Here is a 14,736-nt window from a genome sequence, read left to right on the forward strand (position 1 = left end):
CGGATCTTGTTGTCAGCGCCTGATATAGACAGGCTTTCGTTTCTCAAGGAAGGCCCTGATGCCTTCGCCGAAATCTTCCGAGCGACTGCACAGCACCTGGTTGCGGTCTTCCATCGCGATCACGGCTTCGATCGAGCCGGCATCGACCGCCATGTTGAGGCACTCTTTCGACAGCCGAAGCCCGATCGGCGAGGCCGTCATCATCGCATCGACATAGGGTTCTGCGGCGGCATCGAGCGCCGCGGCATCTTCAACCAGTTCGGAGACGAGGCCGACCGCGAGCGCGCGCTCGGCGCCGATGAAGCGGCCGGTCAAGATCAGTTCGGAAGCGACCGACACGCCGACCAGACGTGGCAGGAAATAGCTGGTGCCGATGTCGCAGCCGCCAAGACCAAGCTTGATGAAGGCACAGTTCATCCGCGCGTTCTTCGTCGCAATGCGGATGTCGGCCGCGAGCGCCAGGGCAAAGCCGCCACCGGCCGCCGCACCCTGGACCAGCGCGACGATCGGCTGCGGACAGCGCCGCATCAGCATCACGATATCGGCGATGCGCCGCTGCGAGTCCAGCGACTCGGTGACACCAGGCGGCTCCTGCTGCCCGGCCCGCCGCTTCATGGCGTGCTTGAGATCAAGCCCGGCGCAGAAGGAGGCGCCGGCGCCTTTGAGCACGACGACTCGGGTGTCGCGGTTGCGCTGGAGGCCCTGGAAGTAGACGTTGAGCGCGTCGATCAGGGACGGATCGAGCGCGTTCAGGCTGTCCGGGCGATTGAGTGTCACCCAATCGACGCCGTCATGATGTTCGATCAGCAGCGGTTGAGTCACGAGGTACTCCTGCGCGTTCAGCAGATCGCGGTGCCAGTTGCTGCGCCCTCTCCCCTTGTGGGAGAGGGCATCGCCGGCAGTCGCCACGCATTCGCTTGGGTGAGGGGTCTGTTTCCGCGGAGACAACCCCTCATCCGTCGCCTCACTTCGTGAGGCGTCACCTTCTCCCGCATCCGCCTTCGCCCAAGGGCTTCGGCGGACAGGAGGGGAGAAGGAAGTTACCGCGGCGCCATGCGGATGGCGCCGTCGAGGCGGATGGTTTCGCCGTTCAGCATCGGGTTCTCGACAATATGAACCGCGAGATTGCCGTACTCGCTGGCATCGCCGAGACGCGCCGGATGCGGCACCTGGGCGCCCAGGCTCTTGCGGGCTTCTTCGTTCAGGCCCATCAGCAGCGGCGTCAGGAACAGGCCGGGCGCGATGGTATTGACGCGGATCTTGAGGGAAGCGAGGTCGCGCGCGGCCGGCAGCGTCAGGCCGACAACGCCGCCCTTTGAAGCCGAATAGGCGATCTGGCCGATCTGGCCTTCATAGGCCGCAACGGAGGCGGTGTTGATGGCGACGCCGCGCTCTTCACCGATCGGTGCCTCGGTGGCAAGGCGCTCGGCGAACAGGCGCAGCACGTTGAAGGTACCGATCAAATTGACGTTGATGATGCGGACGAATTTTTCCAGCGGATAGACGCCGTCCTTGCCGACGGTGCGCTGCGAGCCGCCGATGCCGGCGCAGTTCATCAGCACGCGGGCGATGCCGTGCGCGGCTTCGGCCTTGGCGATCGCGGCCTTGATCTGCTCCTCGCTGGTAACGTCGGCATGCAGGGCAACGCCCTTGACCTCGGCGGCGACCTTCTCGGCGTTCTCCTTGTTCTGGTCGATCACGCCGACCTTGGCGCCCTTGGCCGCCATGGCGCGCGCGGTCGCGGCGCCGAGACCGGAGCCACCGCCGGTGATGAGAACGGCAACGTCTTTCAACTGCATCGCAACTAACCTTTCCTTGGGTCGTTTCTTTTCTACTTTTTAAGCATGATCTGATCGGAAAACCGGTTTCCACTTTTCCGGATCATGCTCGCGACTTGGGTAACGGTGGACTCTATTCGGCAGCCATTGCCGCCTTGTCCGGCTTCAGAATGCCGCCGAAAATCAGCGCTTCCATGTGCTTGATGTATTCGCGGCAGACATCCTCGGTCACAGGGCCGACACCGATCGCACGCGACATCGCGTGGCGGCCGAAGAACAGGTGATCGCAGGCGCCGACCAGGCTGGTGTAGAACAGCACCGGATCGACCTTGCGGAATTCGCCGGCCTTGATGCCCTCGGCCAGCAGACGGCGCTGGAAATCCAGCAGCGGCGCCACAAAGAATTTCGAGACTTCGTCGGCTGCTTCCGCGCTGCTTTCGTGCAGCAAATAATGGATCAGCCGGTTCATGTAGGGGAACTGATAATAGGCGCGGATAATGCCGCCGATATGCAGGCGCAACTTCGCTGATGGTGTGATCTTCTGCGCCAGCAGATATTCGAGCTGCGACATCTCGGTGGCGGCATCGCGCGCCAAGAGCGCCATCAGCAGCCCGTCCTTGTTGCCGAAATGATATTTCACCAGCGCGGCGTTGACGCCCGACTTCTGCGCGATGTCCGACAGCGACACTTCGATCGAGGCGCGCTCAATCATCAGTTCGCTGGCGGCGACCAGCAGTTTTTCCGCGGTGGGATTTTTGCCGGTCTGAAGTCTGGTCGGTACGCTGGTATTCACTGCGGTCCTTGTTCCCGCTGATCTTGCGGGCCGCACATAAGCGCATGACCGGGCCGCACTCAAGAGTTAATTGATCGATTGACTAAGACCGGTCCGGCCCTTTAAATCCGGCCCAATTTCCAAAACAGCCATTCACAACAATCAGGGAGAACAGACATGGCCGAGGCCTATATCGTCGCCGCTGCACGCACCGCGGGCGGCCGCAAGGGGGGACGTCTCGCAGGCTGGCATCCGGCCGACCTTGCCGCCACCGTGCTGGACTCGCTGGTCGAGCGCTCCGGCGCCGATCCCGCGCAGATCGAGGACGTGATCATGGGCTGCGTCATGCAGGCGGGCGAGCAGTCCAACAACATCGCGCGCAACGCCATCATGGCCTCGAAACTTCCCGAGAGCGTGCCGGGCACCTCGATCGACCGCCAGTGCGGCTCCTCGCAACAGGCGCTGCACTTCGCGGCGCAGGCGGTGATGAGCGGCAGCATGGACATCGTGATCGCCGCCGGCGTGGAATCGATGACGCGCGTGCCGATGGGCCTCGCCTCGCAACTGCCGGCCAAGAACGGCTTTGGCCATTACAAGAGCCCCGGCATCGAGAAAAAGTATCCGAACATCGTGTTCAGCCAGTTCACCGGCGCGGAGATGATGGCGGAGAAATACGGGCTCTCCAAGGATGAGCTCGACGAATATTCCTACCAAAGCCATCAGCGCGCGATTGCGGCAACGCAGGCCGGCGCCTTCAAGAACGAGATCGTGCCGGTGCAGATCACCCGTGCCGACGGGACGACCGATACCCACCACATCGACGAAGGCATCCGCTTCGACGCCACCATCGAGGGCATCAAGGGCGTCAAGCTGATCGCCGAGAACGGCAAGCTCACCGCCGCCAGCGCCAGCCAGATCTGCGACGGCGCCTCCGGCGTGGTGGTGGTCAACGAGAGGGGTTTGAAGCAGCTCGGCGCCAAGCCGCTGGCGCGCATCCACCACATGACCATGATGGGCGGCGATCCCGTCATCATGCTCGACGCACCGCTGCATGCGACCGAGCGGGCGCTCAAGAAGGCCGGCATGAAGATCGACGACATCGACCTGTTCGAGGTCAACGAAGCTTTCGCCTCGGTGCCGACCGCGTGGTTGAAGACCACATGCGCCGATCCGGCCCGCCTCAACGTCAACGGCGGCGCGATCGCGCTCGGCCATCCGCTGGGCGGCTCCGGCACCAAGCTGATGACCACGCTGGTCAACGCGCTCCAGCAGCGGGACAAGCGCTACGGCCTGCAGACCATGTGCGAAGGCGGCGGCATGGCGAATGTGACTATCGTCGAGCGGCTGTAGGCGCGAACGACCTCACGCATCACAAATCACGACGGCATCACAAAGTAGCGTCCCGGCTTGAGCCGGGACGCATGACCACAGATTTGAGTGGTCATCGCGAGCTGAAATTTCGGCTCATTTCCACATTCGAACCGGTGGCCCGGATCGCGACCTCCTTGCGCAAATGCACGAGGCCGAAACCGGGCACCATGTTTTCTTGGCGAGTACTTATGACCCATCCGACCGTTCACGCCCGCACGCATCCGAACAAGATCGCCTACCAGATGGCGGGCACGGGCAAGGCCATCACCTATCGCGAGCTCGACGAGCTCTCGAACCAGGGCGCGCATCTGTTCCGCTCGCTCGGCCTGAAGGCCGGCGACCATATCGCGCTGCTGATGGAAAACCGCCTCGCTTTCATGGAGATTTGCTGGGCCGCGCAACGGAGCGGGCTCTACTACACCGCGATCAGCCGCTACCTGACGCAGGAAGAGATCGACTACATCGTGAAAGACTGCGGCGCCAAGATCTTTATCACCACGCCGAAGTGCTACGAGCAGGTCAAGGGCCTCGTCGGCCAGCCGAATGGCCCGCTGCTCTACATGATGGACGAGCCGGAGCCGGGTTTCCGTTCCTGGGACAAGGAAGCGGCCAAACAACCGACGACACCGATTGCGGACGAAGTCGCCGGCTATGACATGCTCTACTCCTCCGGCACCACCGGAAGGCCGAAGGGCATCAAAAAGGATTTTGAGGGCAAGCGCATCGATGAGCCCAATCAGTTCCTGAAGGTGCTCACCGCCGATATGTGCGGCATGAACGCCGACACTATTTATCTGTCGCCGGCGCCGCTGTATCACGCAGCTCCCTTGCGCTTCAACATGATGGTGACGATCCTTGGCGGCACCTCCGTCATCATGGAGCATTTCGACGCCGAGGAATTCCTGAAGCTGGTCGAGAAATACAAGGTGACGCAGTCGCAGCTCGTGCCGACGATGTTCGTGCGCATGCTGAAGCTGCCGGAGGACGTGCGCACCCGCTACGACGTCTCGACGCTGAAAGGCGCGATCCACGCCGCCGCGCCGTGTCCGGTCGACGTGAAAGCAAAGATGATCGAATGGTGGGGACCGATCCTGATCGAGTATTACGCCGGCTCCGAGGGCAACGGCGTCACAGTCTCGACCTCGCAGCAATGGCTGGAGCATCGCGGCACCGTCGGCCGCGCCGTGGTCGGCAAGGTCAAGATTCTGGACGAGAACGATGAGGAGCGGCCGGTCGGCGAGATCGGCACGGTCTATTTCGCCGATGCGCCGGTCTTCAGCTATCACAACGATCCCGACAAGACGAAGCGCGCCTATAACGGCAAGGGATGGTCGACGCTCGGCGACGTCGGCTATCTCGACAAGGATGGCTTCCTCTACCTCACCGACCGCAAGAGCTACATGATCATCTCCGGCGGCGTGAACATCTATCCGCAGGAGACCGAGGATGTGCTGATCACCCATCCCGCGGTGTCCGACGTCGCGGTGTTCGGCGTGCCGAACGAGGAGATGGGCGAAGAGGTGAAGGCGGTGGTGCAGCCGCACGATATGGCGAAGGCCGGCAGGGAGCTGGAGGCCGAATTGATCGTGTTCTGCCGAAAACATCTGTCGCCGATCAAATGCCCCAGGAGCATCGACTTCGAAGCCGAGCTGCCGCGCACGCCCACCGGCAAACTGGTGAAGCGGCATCTGCGCGATCGATATTGGCCGAAGACGGCGGTGAAGGCGTAACGCCGCCACGAGAAGGAACTACGTCGAAGCCGCCGGCGCGCAAGTGAGCGATGACGCCGCGCGCAAATTCAATTGGCCCTTCTGACCGCTGGCCGTCGTAATCCACTGGGCATCGATCTGCTGAAGATCCTTCGACAGCTTGCCGCGATGGCTGCCGCCGGTCTCGAATGCGCTGTTGCCCTCGGGCGCGAGTTCGAAAATCTCCACCTGCAAATCCGACAGGCGGACCAGCATGCGAACCTTGATCTTCGTCACCTGGCGGCCGACCTCATAGGAGCCGCATCCGAACGCTTCGGCAGCGCGGCCGTTCAGCGCCCGCACCGAGTCGAGGGTGATGACGACGTTCTGCACGGTGCTGTCGCCATCCCAGCGAAATTCGCCGAGATAGCCCCGCGGCATATCCCGGACCAGGTTTGGCTCGGCCGCGTGGACGACGGAAGCAAAGAGAAGACATGCAGCCGCGATCGCGATGCCGAGGCGCGAAAACAGGCGGTGAAAATTGGCGATATCCAGTCCACGCATGTGGAATGCATCCTTCAGATGGCGTTTCCATGCTTAGACGGTACCGGAGAGGTGGAGGTTCAAAGCGCTTCCTTCCCTTCTCCCCTTGTGGGAGAAGGGAAGAAAAGGAGCACCATGGCCTCTCTCCCCGACATCCCGCTCCCACCAACTATCCGCTCGCGCTATGTCGACGACATCAACGGCTTGCGCATGCATCTGCTGGAAGCCGGCTTTGAGACCAAGGGCCGGCCCTGTCTGCTTTTGCTGCACGGTTTTCCCGAACTCGCTTTTAGCTGGCGCAAGGTGATGCCGGCGCTTGCGGCCGCCGGGTATCACGTGATCGCGCCGGACCAGCGCGGTTATGGCCGCACCACCGGCTGGGATGCGAGCTACGACGGCGATCTCTCGCAATTCCGGATACCCAATCTGGTGCGCGATGTGCTCGGGCTGGTGGCGGCGTTCGGCTATCGCAGCGTCGATGCCGTGATCGGCCATGATTTCGGCTCGCCGGTCGCTTCCTGGTGCGCGCTGATCCGGCCCGACGTGTTTCGCGCTGTGGCGATGATGAGCGCGCCGTTTGGAGGAACGCCGTCACTGCCGTTCAATACGGCCGACGCTCCGGCAAAGCCCGCGCCGGACGATCCCGTGCATCGCGATCTCGCCGCGCTGCCGCGCCCCCGCAAGCATTATCAATGGTATTACTCGACGCGCGAGGCCAACGCCGACATGCACAGTGCGCCGCAGGGTGTGCACGATTTCCTGCGCGCCTACTACCATCACAAGAGCGCGGACTGGAAAGCCAACGCGCCCTATCCGCTGCAATCCTGGTCCGCCGGCGAGCTGGCAAAACTGCCGACCTACTACGTGATGGATCTCGCGGAAGACATGGCCGCGACGGTGGCGAAGGAGATGCCGTCGCCGGCCGAGATCGCCGCCAACCAATGGTTGCCCGACAGCGAGCTTGCCTTCTACAGCGCCGAATATCAGCGCACCGGATTCCAGGGCGGGCTGCAATGGTATCGCTGCGGCACGTCAGGCGCGTTCATTCCGGAATTGCAGACATGGTCGGGCCGCACCATCGACCAGCCTTCGTGCTTCATCTCCGGCAAGCAGGATTGGGGCACCTATCAGCGGCCGGGCGTATTCGAGGCGATGCAGACCAAGGCCTGCACCAACATGATCGGCTGCCACCTCGTCGACGGCGCCGGACATTGGGTGCAGCAGGAACAGCCGGAAGAAGTCAGCCGGCTGCTGCTGGCGTTTCTCCAATCGGCCCGCCCCGTCAGCTAGAGCCGCGGGCCGTCGACACGAAAATGCGAAAACAACCCCATGGACAGTAGCATCCGGGACGATTGACCCCGCGCGCGCCGCTGTCTATAACCAATTTAGAATCATTCTAAATTGCTGGATGGCCGGCCGTGAAGAACTTTGCCGATCTCAGCGAGCGCGAGGTGCTGGCGGTTGCGATCTCCTCGGAAGAGGAGGACAGCCGGATCTACATGACGTTCGCCGAGGACCTCGCCGAGCGGTATCCGGACACGGCGAAGATTTTCGAGGAGATGGCCGAGGAGGAGCGCGGCCATCGTCATCGCCTGCTGGAAATGTATGAGAAGCGCTTTGGCGCGCATCTGCCGCCGATCCGCCGCGAGGACGTCAAGGGTTTCCTGAAGCGCCGGCCGATCTGGCTCACCAAAAACCTGCCGCTCGACACCGTCCGCAAGGAGGTCGAGACGATGGAGCTGCAAGCCGAGCAGTTCTACAGCAAGGCCGCCGAGCAGGCCCAGGATGTCGGCGTGCGCCGCCTGCTGGGTGATCTTGCCGAGGAAGAAAAGCACCACGAAAATCTCGCGATCAAGCTCACCGGCGACATCCTCAAGCCCGACATACGCGCGGAGGAAGACCGGACGCGGCGGCGCATGTTCGTGCTGCAATATGTCCAGCCGGGCCTCGCCGGCTTGATGGACGGCTCGGTGTCGACGCTGGCGCCGCTGTTCGCTGCGGCGTTCGCCACGCACAACAACTGGCAGACCTTTCTGGTCGGCCTTGCCGCCTCGATCGGCGCCGGCATCAGCATGGGATTTGCCGAAGCGCTGTCCGACGACGGCTCGCTGACGGGGCGCGGCTCGCCCTGGCTGCGCGGCATCACCTGCGGCGCCATGACCGCGCTCGGCGGCCTCGGCCACACCCTGCCCTATCTGGTGCCGGACTCCTGGCCGAACGCGTTCTGGATCGCGACCGCGATTGCGAGCATCGTGGTGTTCTTCGAATTGTGGGCGATCGCCTTCATCCGCGCGAAATACATGGATACGCCGTTCCTACAGGCCGCCTACCAGATCGTGCTCGGCGGCGCCATTGTGCTCGGCGTCGGCATATTGATCGGCGGCGCGTAGCCGCTGACTCCTGCCGCCATGGTGCGAACCGCAATTGCGGTCAAGCGCAAACACGTACGAGTTTCTATCAACGCCGCATAGCGAAGGTTCGCGCGACGCATCGATGCGTGACGCATCTGTCTTGCGGCGGCGTCGCAAACTGAGCATCATTCAGGCAACGTATCCGGGGAGCACGCCTTTGGCCAAATCGCAATGGAGTTTCAAGACCGCCGTCGAATTGTCGGCAGCACTCGCGGCAAAGAAAGTGTCGGCCGTCGAACTGGCGCAGGACGCCATCGCCCGCATCGAGCGCCATGACCAGAAGATCAATGCGATCTGCGTGCGCGATTTCGACCGCGCCCTGGATGCTGCGCGCGCCGCCGATGCTGCGCTGGCGCGCGGCGAAGACAAGCCGCTGCTCGGCATCCCGCTGACGGTGAAGGAATCCTACAATATCGCGGGCCTGCCCACGACCTGGGGCATTCCGGAGCAGAAGAACTTCGTGCCGCCGGCCGATGCGCTGTCGATCACGCGGGTAAAGGACGCCGGCGGCGTCATCCTCGGCAAGACCAATGTGCCGCTCGGTCTCGCTGACTGGCAAAGCTACAACGACGTCTACGGCGTCACCAACAACCCCTACGATCTCGGCCGCACGCCCGGCGGCTCCTCCGGCGGATCGTCGGCGGCGCTGGCGGCGGGCTATGGCGCGCTGTCGCTCGGCTCCGACATCGGCGGCTCGCTGCGCGCGCCGGCGTTTCATTGCGGCGTCTATGCGCACAAGCCGAGCTACAACCTCGTGGCGGTGCGCGGCCACACGCCGCCGCCGTTTCCGCCGATCCCGATCGACCGCGACATGGCCGTGATCGGCCCGATGGCGCGCGGCGCCGCCGATCTGTCGCTGCTGCTCGAGGTGATGGCCGGGCCCGACCCGCTCGACGTGGGTGTGGGGTACAAGCTGGCGCTGCCGCCGCCGCGGCATGGCGCGCTCAAGGATTTTCGCGTGTTGGTAATCGACACCGATCCTGTCATGCCGACGGACGCCTCGATCCGCGGCACCATCGATGCGCTCGCCGCCAATCTCGCCAAGGCCGGCGTCAAGGTCGAGCGCGGCAGTCCGCTGCTGCCGGACTTTGCCGAGACGACGCGGCTCTATATGCGCAGGCTGATGTCGTTCCTCACGGCATTCTTCCCGCCCGACATCTATTCCAACATGCGAGCTGGAGCAGCGGCCTTGCCGCCGGGAGACCACAGTCTCGCCGCCGAGCGTCTACGCGGCGCGGCGCAGAGCCATCGCGACTGGGTGCTGGACGACGGCGCGCGCGCCCGGCTGCGCGCGCAGTGGCGCAAGCTGTTCGAGAGTTTCGATGCGGTGATCTGTCCGATCATGCCGATCCCGGCCTTCCCGCACGATCATTCGCCCGAGCAGGAAAAGCGCCGCATCAAGATCGACGGCAAGGAACATGTCTATCCGGATCAGTTGGCCTGGCCTGGCATTGCGACACTGCCGGGCCTGCCTTCCACGGCAATCCCCACGGGCTTTGCGCCGGACGGACTGCCGATCGGCGTGCAGATTTTGGGACCGTGGCTGGAGGACCGCACGCCGCTGAAACTGGCCGAACTCATCGAGCGCGAGTTCGGCGGCTTCGTGCCGCCGGAGATGTTTGACGATTGATGCTTCCGTCATTGCGAGCGAAGCGAAGCAATCCAGCTTTGCTGCAACAAGAAAGCTGGATTGCTTCGTCGCTTCGCTCCTCGCAATGACGAGGACACAAGGAGGATGACAATGAACAACGACATCGCAGAGCTGACAAAGCTCAACCACGACTACGTCGCGTCCGTGCAAAACTCCGACGTCATACGCTTCGACGAAATCCTCGCCGCGGACTTCTATTGCTCCAATCCCGACAAGTCCCTGGTCGACCGCGCCGCATTCCTCCAGCAGACGGCAAAGCCGGTCGCGATCAAGAACCTGAAGGCCGAAGACGTCAAAATCCGCATCCTCGGCGACTTCGCCATCATCCACGCGGCAACCAGCTACACCATGCCTGATGGACAGCAGGCTCACGGCCGCTACACCGATTGCTGGGCGAGGCAGAACGGCAAGTGGCTGGCGGTGTCGGCGCATGTGACGCGGTAGCCAAGCCCACCGCCGTCATGCCCCGCTTCAGGCGGGGCATCCAGTACGCCGTGTTGCCTATTGGAGTACACAATTCCGGCCGCGGCGTACTGGATCGCCCGGTCGAGCCGGGCGATGACGAGCTGAGTCACGCATCGAACATGATCACGCTGCGCAGCGTCTTGCCGGCTTTCATGTTGGCAAAGCCTTCGTTGATCTCGGACAGTTTGAGCTTGGCCGAGATCCAGTCTTCCAGGTGCAGCTTGCCGCGCATGTAGAATTCGACCAGGCGGGGCATGTCGACGCGGAAGTGGTTGGAGCCCATCGACGAGCCCTGGATGCGGCGCTCGCGCAGGAAATCAAAACCGTGCAGCTCGATCTTCTGGCCGAACGGGATCATGCCGACGATGGTCGCGGTGCCGCCGGGGGCGAGCATGCCAAAGCACTGCTCGGCGGTTTCCTTGCGGCCGAGCACCTCGAAGGAATGGTGCACGCCGCCGCCGGTGAGCTCGCGCACCTGCTGCACCACGTCGCCGCGGGCGGGATCGACGATGTCGGTGGCGCCGAGTTTTGTCGCGAGCTGCAATTTTACGGGATTGGTGTCGATCGCGATGATGCGGCCGGCGCCCGCGATCGCGGCGCCGTTGATCGCGGCCATGCCGACGCCGCCGCAGCCCACGACAGCCACAGTCTCGCCTGCTTGCACTTTTGCGGTGTTCACCACGGCGCCGTAGCCGGTGATGACGCCGCAGCCGATCAGCGCGGCAAGCTCCAGCGGCATGTCCTTGCGGATTTTGACGATGGCGTTTTCGTGCACCAGCATCTGCTCGGCAAAGGACGAAAGATTGAGGAACTGGTTCAGCTTCTCGGAGCGCGCCCAGGACAGGCGGTTGGACTGGCCCGGCAGCATCTTTACCGTGGTGTCGGTGCAGAGCACGGTGCGGCCGGTGGTGCAGTTGTCGCAGGTGCCGCAGAACACCGAAAGACACGTCACGACGTGATCGCCCGGTTTTACATAGCTGACGTCGGAGCCGACCTTTTCGACCACGCCGGCGGATTCATGGCCGAGCACGGCGGGCAGCGGATGCGGATAGAGGCCTTCCATGAAATGCAGGTCGGAGTGGCAAAGGCCGGCGACGCGGGTGCGGATCAGGACTTCACGCGGACCCGGATTGGGGACGCTGACGTCTTCGATCACCAGCGGCTTATTGATCTCTTGCAGAACGGCGGCCTTCATCGCGTACTTCTCCCATTGGATTTTCTGTTTTTTGAACGAGCGTGAGGGCAGCTTATGCTGCCGTCAGCAATTCGCCAACCTCGGCCATGCCGACGTCGCGGTCGCCGAGCAGATGGCCTGTGATCGCGCGCTGCGTGGGATTTTCCGTGAGCTGGAACGGATCGCTTGGCGACACTCGGTGATCGATCACCATGCGCGACAGCAGCAGGCGCCGCGCATCGCCGCGCATTTCGTGGATGCGGCCGCCTTCCCATGCCAAGGCTACCGCGCTTGCGACATGGTAGAGCAAGCTAGTGGCGCGCCGCGCATCGCCTTCATTGTCCACACGGCCGGCGACTTCGCGCGCAAAAGCGACGGCGCGATCGGTGAGATCGTGCAAACGGCTGCGCCAAGCCTGCGGCACATTGGTGCCGTCATCGAGCCGGGCGTGCAGGTCGGCGGCCAGCGCACTGTCGGCGCCGTGGCGGCCGACGGCGCGCTTGAGCGCATCGATCGCGACGATGTTGCCGGTGCCTTCCCAAATGGAGCCGAGATGCGCATCACGCAGCAGGCGTGCGGTGGCGAATTCCTCGATGTAGCCGATGCCGCCGCGCATCTCGAGCGCATCGCCGCAGACCTTTCGCGCATCGCGCGTGGCGCGATACTTTAGCGTCGGCGTCAGGATGCGCAGCAGCGCCGCGGCATCCTGGCTGCCGGCTTCGCCGCGATCGAGCGCGTCGGCGGTGAGAAAACTCATCGACAGCGCCTGCTCGGTCGGCAGCATGATCTTCATCAACTGCCGCCGCGCCAGCGGCAGATCGATGATGCGCTGGCCGAACACCACGCGGTTCTTTGCCACCATCATCGCGTCGTGATGTGCGCGGCGCATCAGCGCGGTGGATTTGACGCCGTTGGAGAGCCGCGAGGAATTGACCATCTCGGCCATCTGCACGAAGCCTCGGTCGAGTTTTCCCACGGCATAGGCAATCGCGCCTTCCAGCTTGATCTCGCCGGACGCCATCGAGCGGGTGCCGAGCTTGTCCTTTAGTCGGACGATCCGGTAGTGGTTTTGCGAGCCGTCGTCGAGGAAGCGCGGCATCAGGAACAGGCCGACGCCGCGCGTGCCCGGCCCTGCGCCTTCTGGGCGCGCCAGCAGCATCACCACCTTGGCATCCGCATTCGAGCAGAACCACTTTTCGCCATAGAGCCGCCAGTGGTCGCCTTCCTGCACCGCGCGCGTGGTCAGCGTGCCGACGTCGGAGCCGCCTTCCTTCTCCGTCATGAACTGGCCGCCCTGGGTCAGCTTGCTCATGTCGGTCTGCGTCAGCCCGTCCAAGTATTTTGCCTTCAGCGCCTCGCTGCCGAAATTCGCCAGCAACTTGCCGCAGCCGTCGGTGACGTTGATCGGGCAGCCCATGCCGAATTCGGTCTGGTTGAACAGAAAGGTGAAGGCGTGTTTGGCCACAACAGGATATTTATTCGGCCAGCCCATGATGCCCTTGCGCAGCGACAGCGCGTGAATGCCGAACTCGCCGAACGCGGCGTTCTCCAGTTCGCGATAGGCCGGATGATATTCGATCCACTGCACATCGCGGCCGAACTTGTCGCGCTGATGCAGCACCGGCGTGTGCCGGTCGGCGAGCCGCGCGCATTCGTCGAGATGGCCGCCGGCGAGTTCGCCGAGGCGATCGAGATGCGGTTCGATGTGGCGGAACAGCGATTCGGGCAGATGCAGCCGCAACAGATCCGTGAGCGCCGGATCGGCCCGGTAGAAATTCATGCCTGTGGTGTCGGGCGCGAGCAATCCCGGCTGGCCGCCAAAGGATGCGCGATCGTGATCGAGCTGCTGCATTTTTGGCCCTTGTCGTTTCCGCCGATTATTGGATGTTATGGATCATCTACCGATAACGCAGGCGGGCGGGCCGTCAACCGTCATCATCGGAGGAGGCCCCCGTGGCTGAGGGATACCGCTGGACCACCAAATGCCACGCCATGGCCCCGAACGCCGGCCTTGAGACCGCGGCGGGTTGCCTCACCGGAGCGGGCGCCTAGATAGGAACTCCCTGATATCGAGGAAGGCGCGCATGGCAACACCCACCTACAAGACGGCTCTCATCGTTGGCGTTGGCACGGGGCTCAGCGCCTCGCTGGCGCGACTGTTCTCCCGCGAAGGCATCCGTGTCGCGCTGGCCGCGCGCAAGATCGAAAAGCTCGGCGAGCTCTGCACGCAGACCGGCGCCAAGGCCTTTGCCTGCGATGCCACCAATGCCGAGGAGGTCGAGCGGTTGTTCGGCCTTGTCGAGCGCGAGATCGCCACGCCTGACATTGTCGTCTACAACGCCAGTGGCCGCTCGCGTGGTCCGTTTGTCGATCTGGTGCCGGCCGAGGTGGAGCAGGCGATTGCGGTCAGCGCCTTCGGCGGCTTCCTGGTCGCACAGCAGGCGGCAAAGCGCATGCTGCCGAGCAAGCACGGCGCGATCCTGTTCACCGGCGCCTCCGCCAGCGTGAAGGGCTATGCGCAATCGGCGCCGTTTGCGATGGGCAAGTTTGCACTGCGCGGGCTGGCGCAGAGCATGGCACGCGAATTGTCGCCGCAGGGCATTCATGTCGGGCATTTTGTGATCGACGGCGGCATCCGAAGCGCGGCTCGTGCCGAGCCGACTGATCGACCGGATTCCATGCTCGATCCCGATGCGATCGCCGAGAGCTACTGGCACATGCTACAACAGCCGCGCAGCGCCTGGACCTGGGAGATCGAATTGCGGCCGTGGGTGGAGAAGTTTTAGCAACCACCACCGTCATTGCGGGCCAACGGGTCGGCGCGAAGCGCCGCCCGATGATAAACTTCTCGAAGCAATCCAGCTTTGCCGCGAAAAAGAAAGA

Annotated in this window: 13 protein-coding genes; 7 read left to right on the plus strand and 6 right to left on the minus strand. The window is 63.5% G+C overall.

Annotated features, from left to right (window positions below):
- Positions 1–12: 12 nt before the first annotated feature.
- The 3 genes from JQ628_RS30195 to JQ628_RS30205 form a co-directional block, all read right to left on the minus strand.
- Entirely contained in the window at positions 13–822 is an 810-nt protein-coding gene (locus JQ628_RS30195; protein ID WP_212228954.1) for an enoyl-CoA hydratase/isomerase family protein, read from the minus strand.
- Between the two features lie 218 nt (positions 823–1,040).
- Positions 1,041–1,799, minus strand: coding sequence for an SDR family NAD(P)-dependent oxidoreductase (locus JQ628_RS30200; protein ID WP_212228956.1), 759 nt, complete (start codon positions 1,797–1,799; stop codon positions 1,041–1,043).
- A 112-nt stretch (positions 1,800–1,911) separates the two neighbouring features.
- Positions 1,912–2,571 carry a TetR family transcriptional regulator gene (locus tag JQ628_RS30205; protein WP_212228958.1) on the minus strand — a complete coding sequence of 220 codons (660 nt, stop codon included), beginning with the start codon at positions 2,569–2,571 and terminating at the stop codon, positions 1,912–1,914.
- 156 nt (positions 2,572–2,727) lie between these two features.
- Here JQ628_RS30205 and JQ628_RS30210 point away from each other — a divergent pair, with 156 nt between their 5' ends.
- The gene (locus tag JQ628_RS30210; RefSeq protein WP_212228968.1) at positions 2,728–3,900 is read left to right on the plus strand and encodes an acetyl-CoA C-acetyltransferase; all 1,173 of its coding nucleotides are present in this window, start codon (positions 2,728–2,730) and stop codon (positions 3,898–3,900) included.
- A 209-nt stretch (positions 3,901–4,109) separates the two neighbouring features.
- The gene (locus JQ628_RS30215; RefSeq protein WP_212228970.1) at positions 4,110–5,651 is read left to right on the plus strand and encodes an acyl-CoA synthetase; all 1,542 of its coding nucleotides are present in this window, start codon (positions 4,110–4,112) and stop codon (positions 5,649–5,651) included.
- 18 nt (positions 5,652–5,669) lie between these two features.
- Here JQ628_RS30215 and JQ628_RS30220 read toward each other — a convergent pair whose 3' ends face one another.
- Complete coding sequence (locus JQ628_RS30220) at positions 5,670–6,173, minus strand: hypothetical protein (protein ID WP_212228972.1); 504 nt, start codon at positions 6,171–6,173, stop codon at positions 5,670–5,672.
- Positions 6,174–6,287: 114 nt separating this feature from the next.
- Here JQ628_RS30220 and JQ628_RS30225 point away from each other — a divergent pair, with 114 nt between their 5' ends.
- The 4 genes from JQ628_RS30225 (at position 6,288) to JQ628_RS30240 (ending at position 10,658) form a co-directional block, all read left to right on the plus strand.
- The gene (locus tag JQ628_RS30225; protein WP_212228974.1) at positions 6,288–7,442 is read left to right on the plus strand and encodes an alpha/beta hydrolase; all 1,155 of its coding nucleotides are present in this window, start codon (positions 6,288–6,290) and stop codon (positions 7,440–7,442) included.
- Between the two features lie 128 nt (positions 7,443–7,570).
- Positions 7,571–8,542, plus strand: coding sequence for an iron exporter MbfA (gene mbfA, locus JQ628_RS30230; protein WP_212228976.1), 972 nt, complete (start codon positions 7,571–7,573; stop codon positions 8,540–8,542).
- 178 nt (positions 8,543–8,720) lie between these two features.
- On the plus strand, positions 8,721–10,193 hold the full coding sequence (locus tag JQ628_RS30235) for an amidase (protein ID WP_212228978.1): 1,473 nt from the start codon (positions 8,721–8,723) through the stop codon (positions 10,191–10,193).
- Positions 10,194–10,304: 111 nt separating this feature from the next.
- On the plus strand, positions 10,305–10,658 hold the full coding sequence (locus JQ628_RS30240) for a nuclear transport factor 2 family protein (RefSeq protein WP_212228980.1): 354 nt from the start codon (positions 10,305–10,307) through the stop codon (positions 10,656–10,658).
- 127 nt (positions 10,659–10,785) lie between these two features.
- Here JQ628_RS30240 and JQ628_RS30245 read toward each other — a convergent pair whose 3' ends face one another.
- Both JQ628_RS30245 and JQ628_RS30250 read right to left on the minus strand, forming a co-directional pair.
- Positions 10,786–11,874: a Zn-dependent alcohol dehydrogenase gene (locus tag JQ628_RS30245; protein ID WP_212228983.1), complete on the minus strand. Its 1,089-nt coding sequence runs from the start codon at positions 11,872–11,874 to the stop codon at positions 10,786–10,788.
- Between the two features lie 52 nt (positions 11,875–11,926).
- Complete coding sequence (locus tag JQ628_RS30250) at positions 11,927–13,705, minus strand: acyl-CoA dehydrogenase family protein (RefSeq protein ID WP_212228992.1); 1,779 nt, start codon at positions 13,703–13,705, stop codon at positions 11,927–11,929.
- A 232-nt stretch (positions 13,706–13,937) separates the two neighbouring features.
- On the opposite strand from JQ628_RS30250, the gene JQ628_RS30255 reads away from it, so the two are divergent.
- The gene (locus JQ628_RS30255; protein WP_212228994.1) at positions 13,938–14,639 is read left to right on the plus strand and encodes an SDR family NAD(P)-dependent oxidoreductase; all 702 of its coding nucleotides are present in this window, start codon (positions 13,938–13,940) and stop codon (positions 14,637–14,639) included.
- Positions 14,640–14,736: the final 97 nt, after the last annotated feature.

It is taken from the genome of Bradyrhizobium lablabi (assembly GCF_018129385.1).
Classification (GTDB): domain Bacteria; phylum Pseudomonadota; class Alphaproteobacteria; order Rhizobiales; family Xanthobacteraceae; genus Bradyrhizobium; species Bradyrhizobium lablabi_C.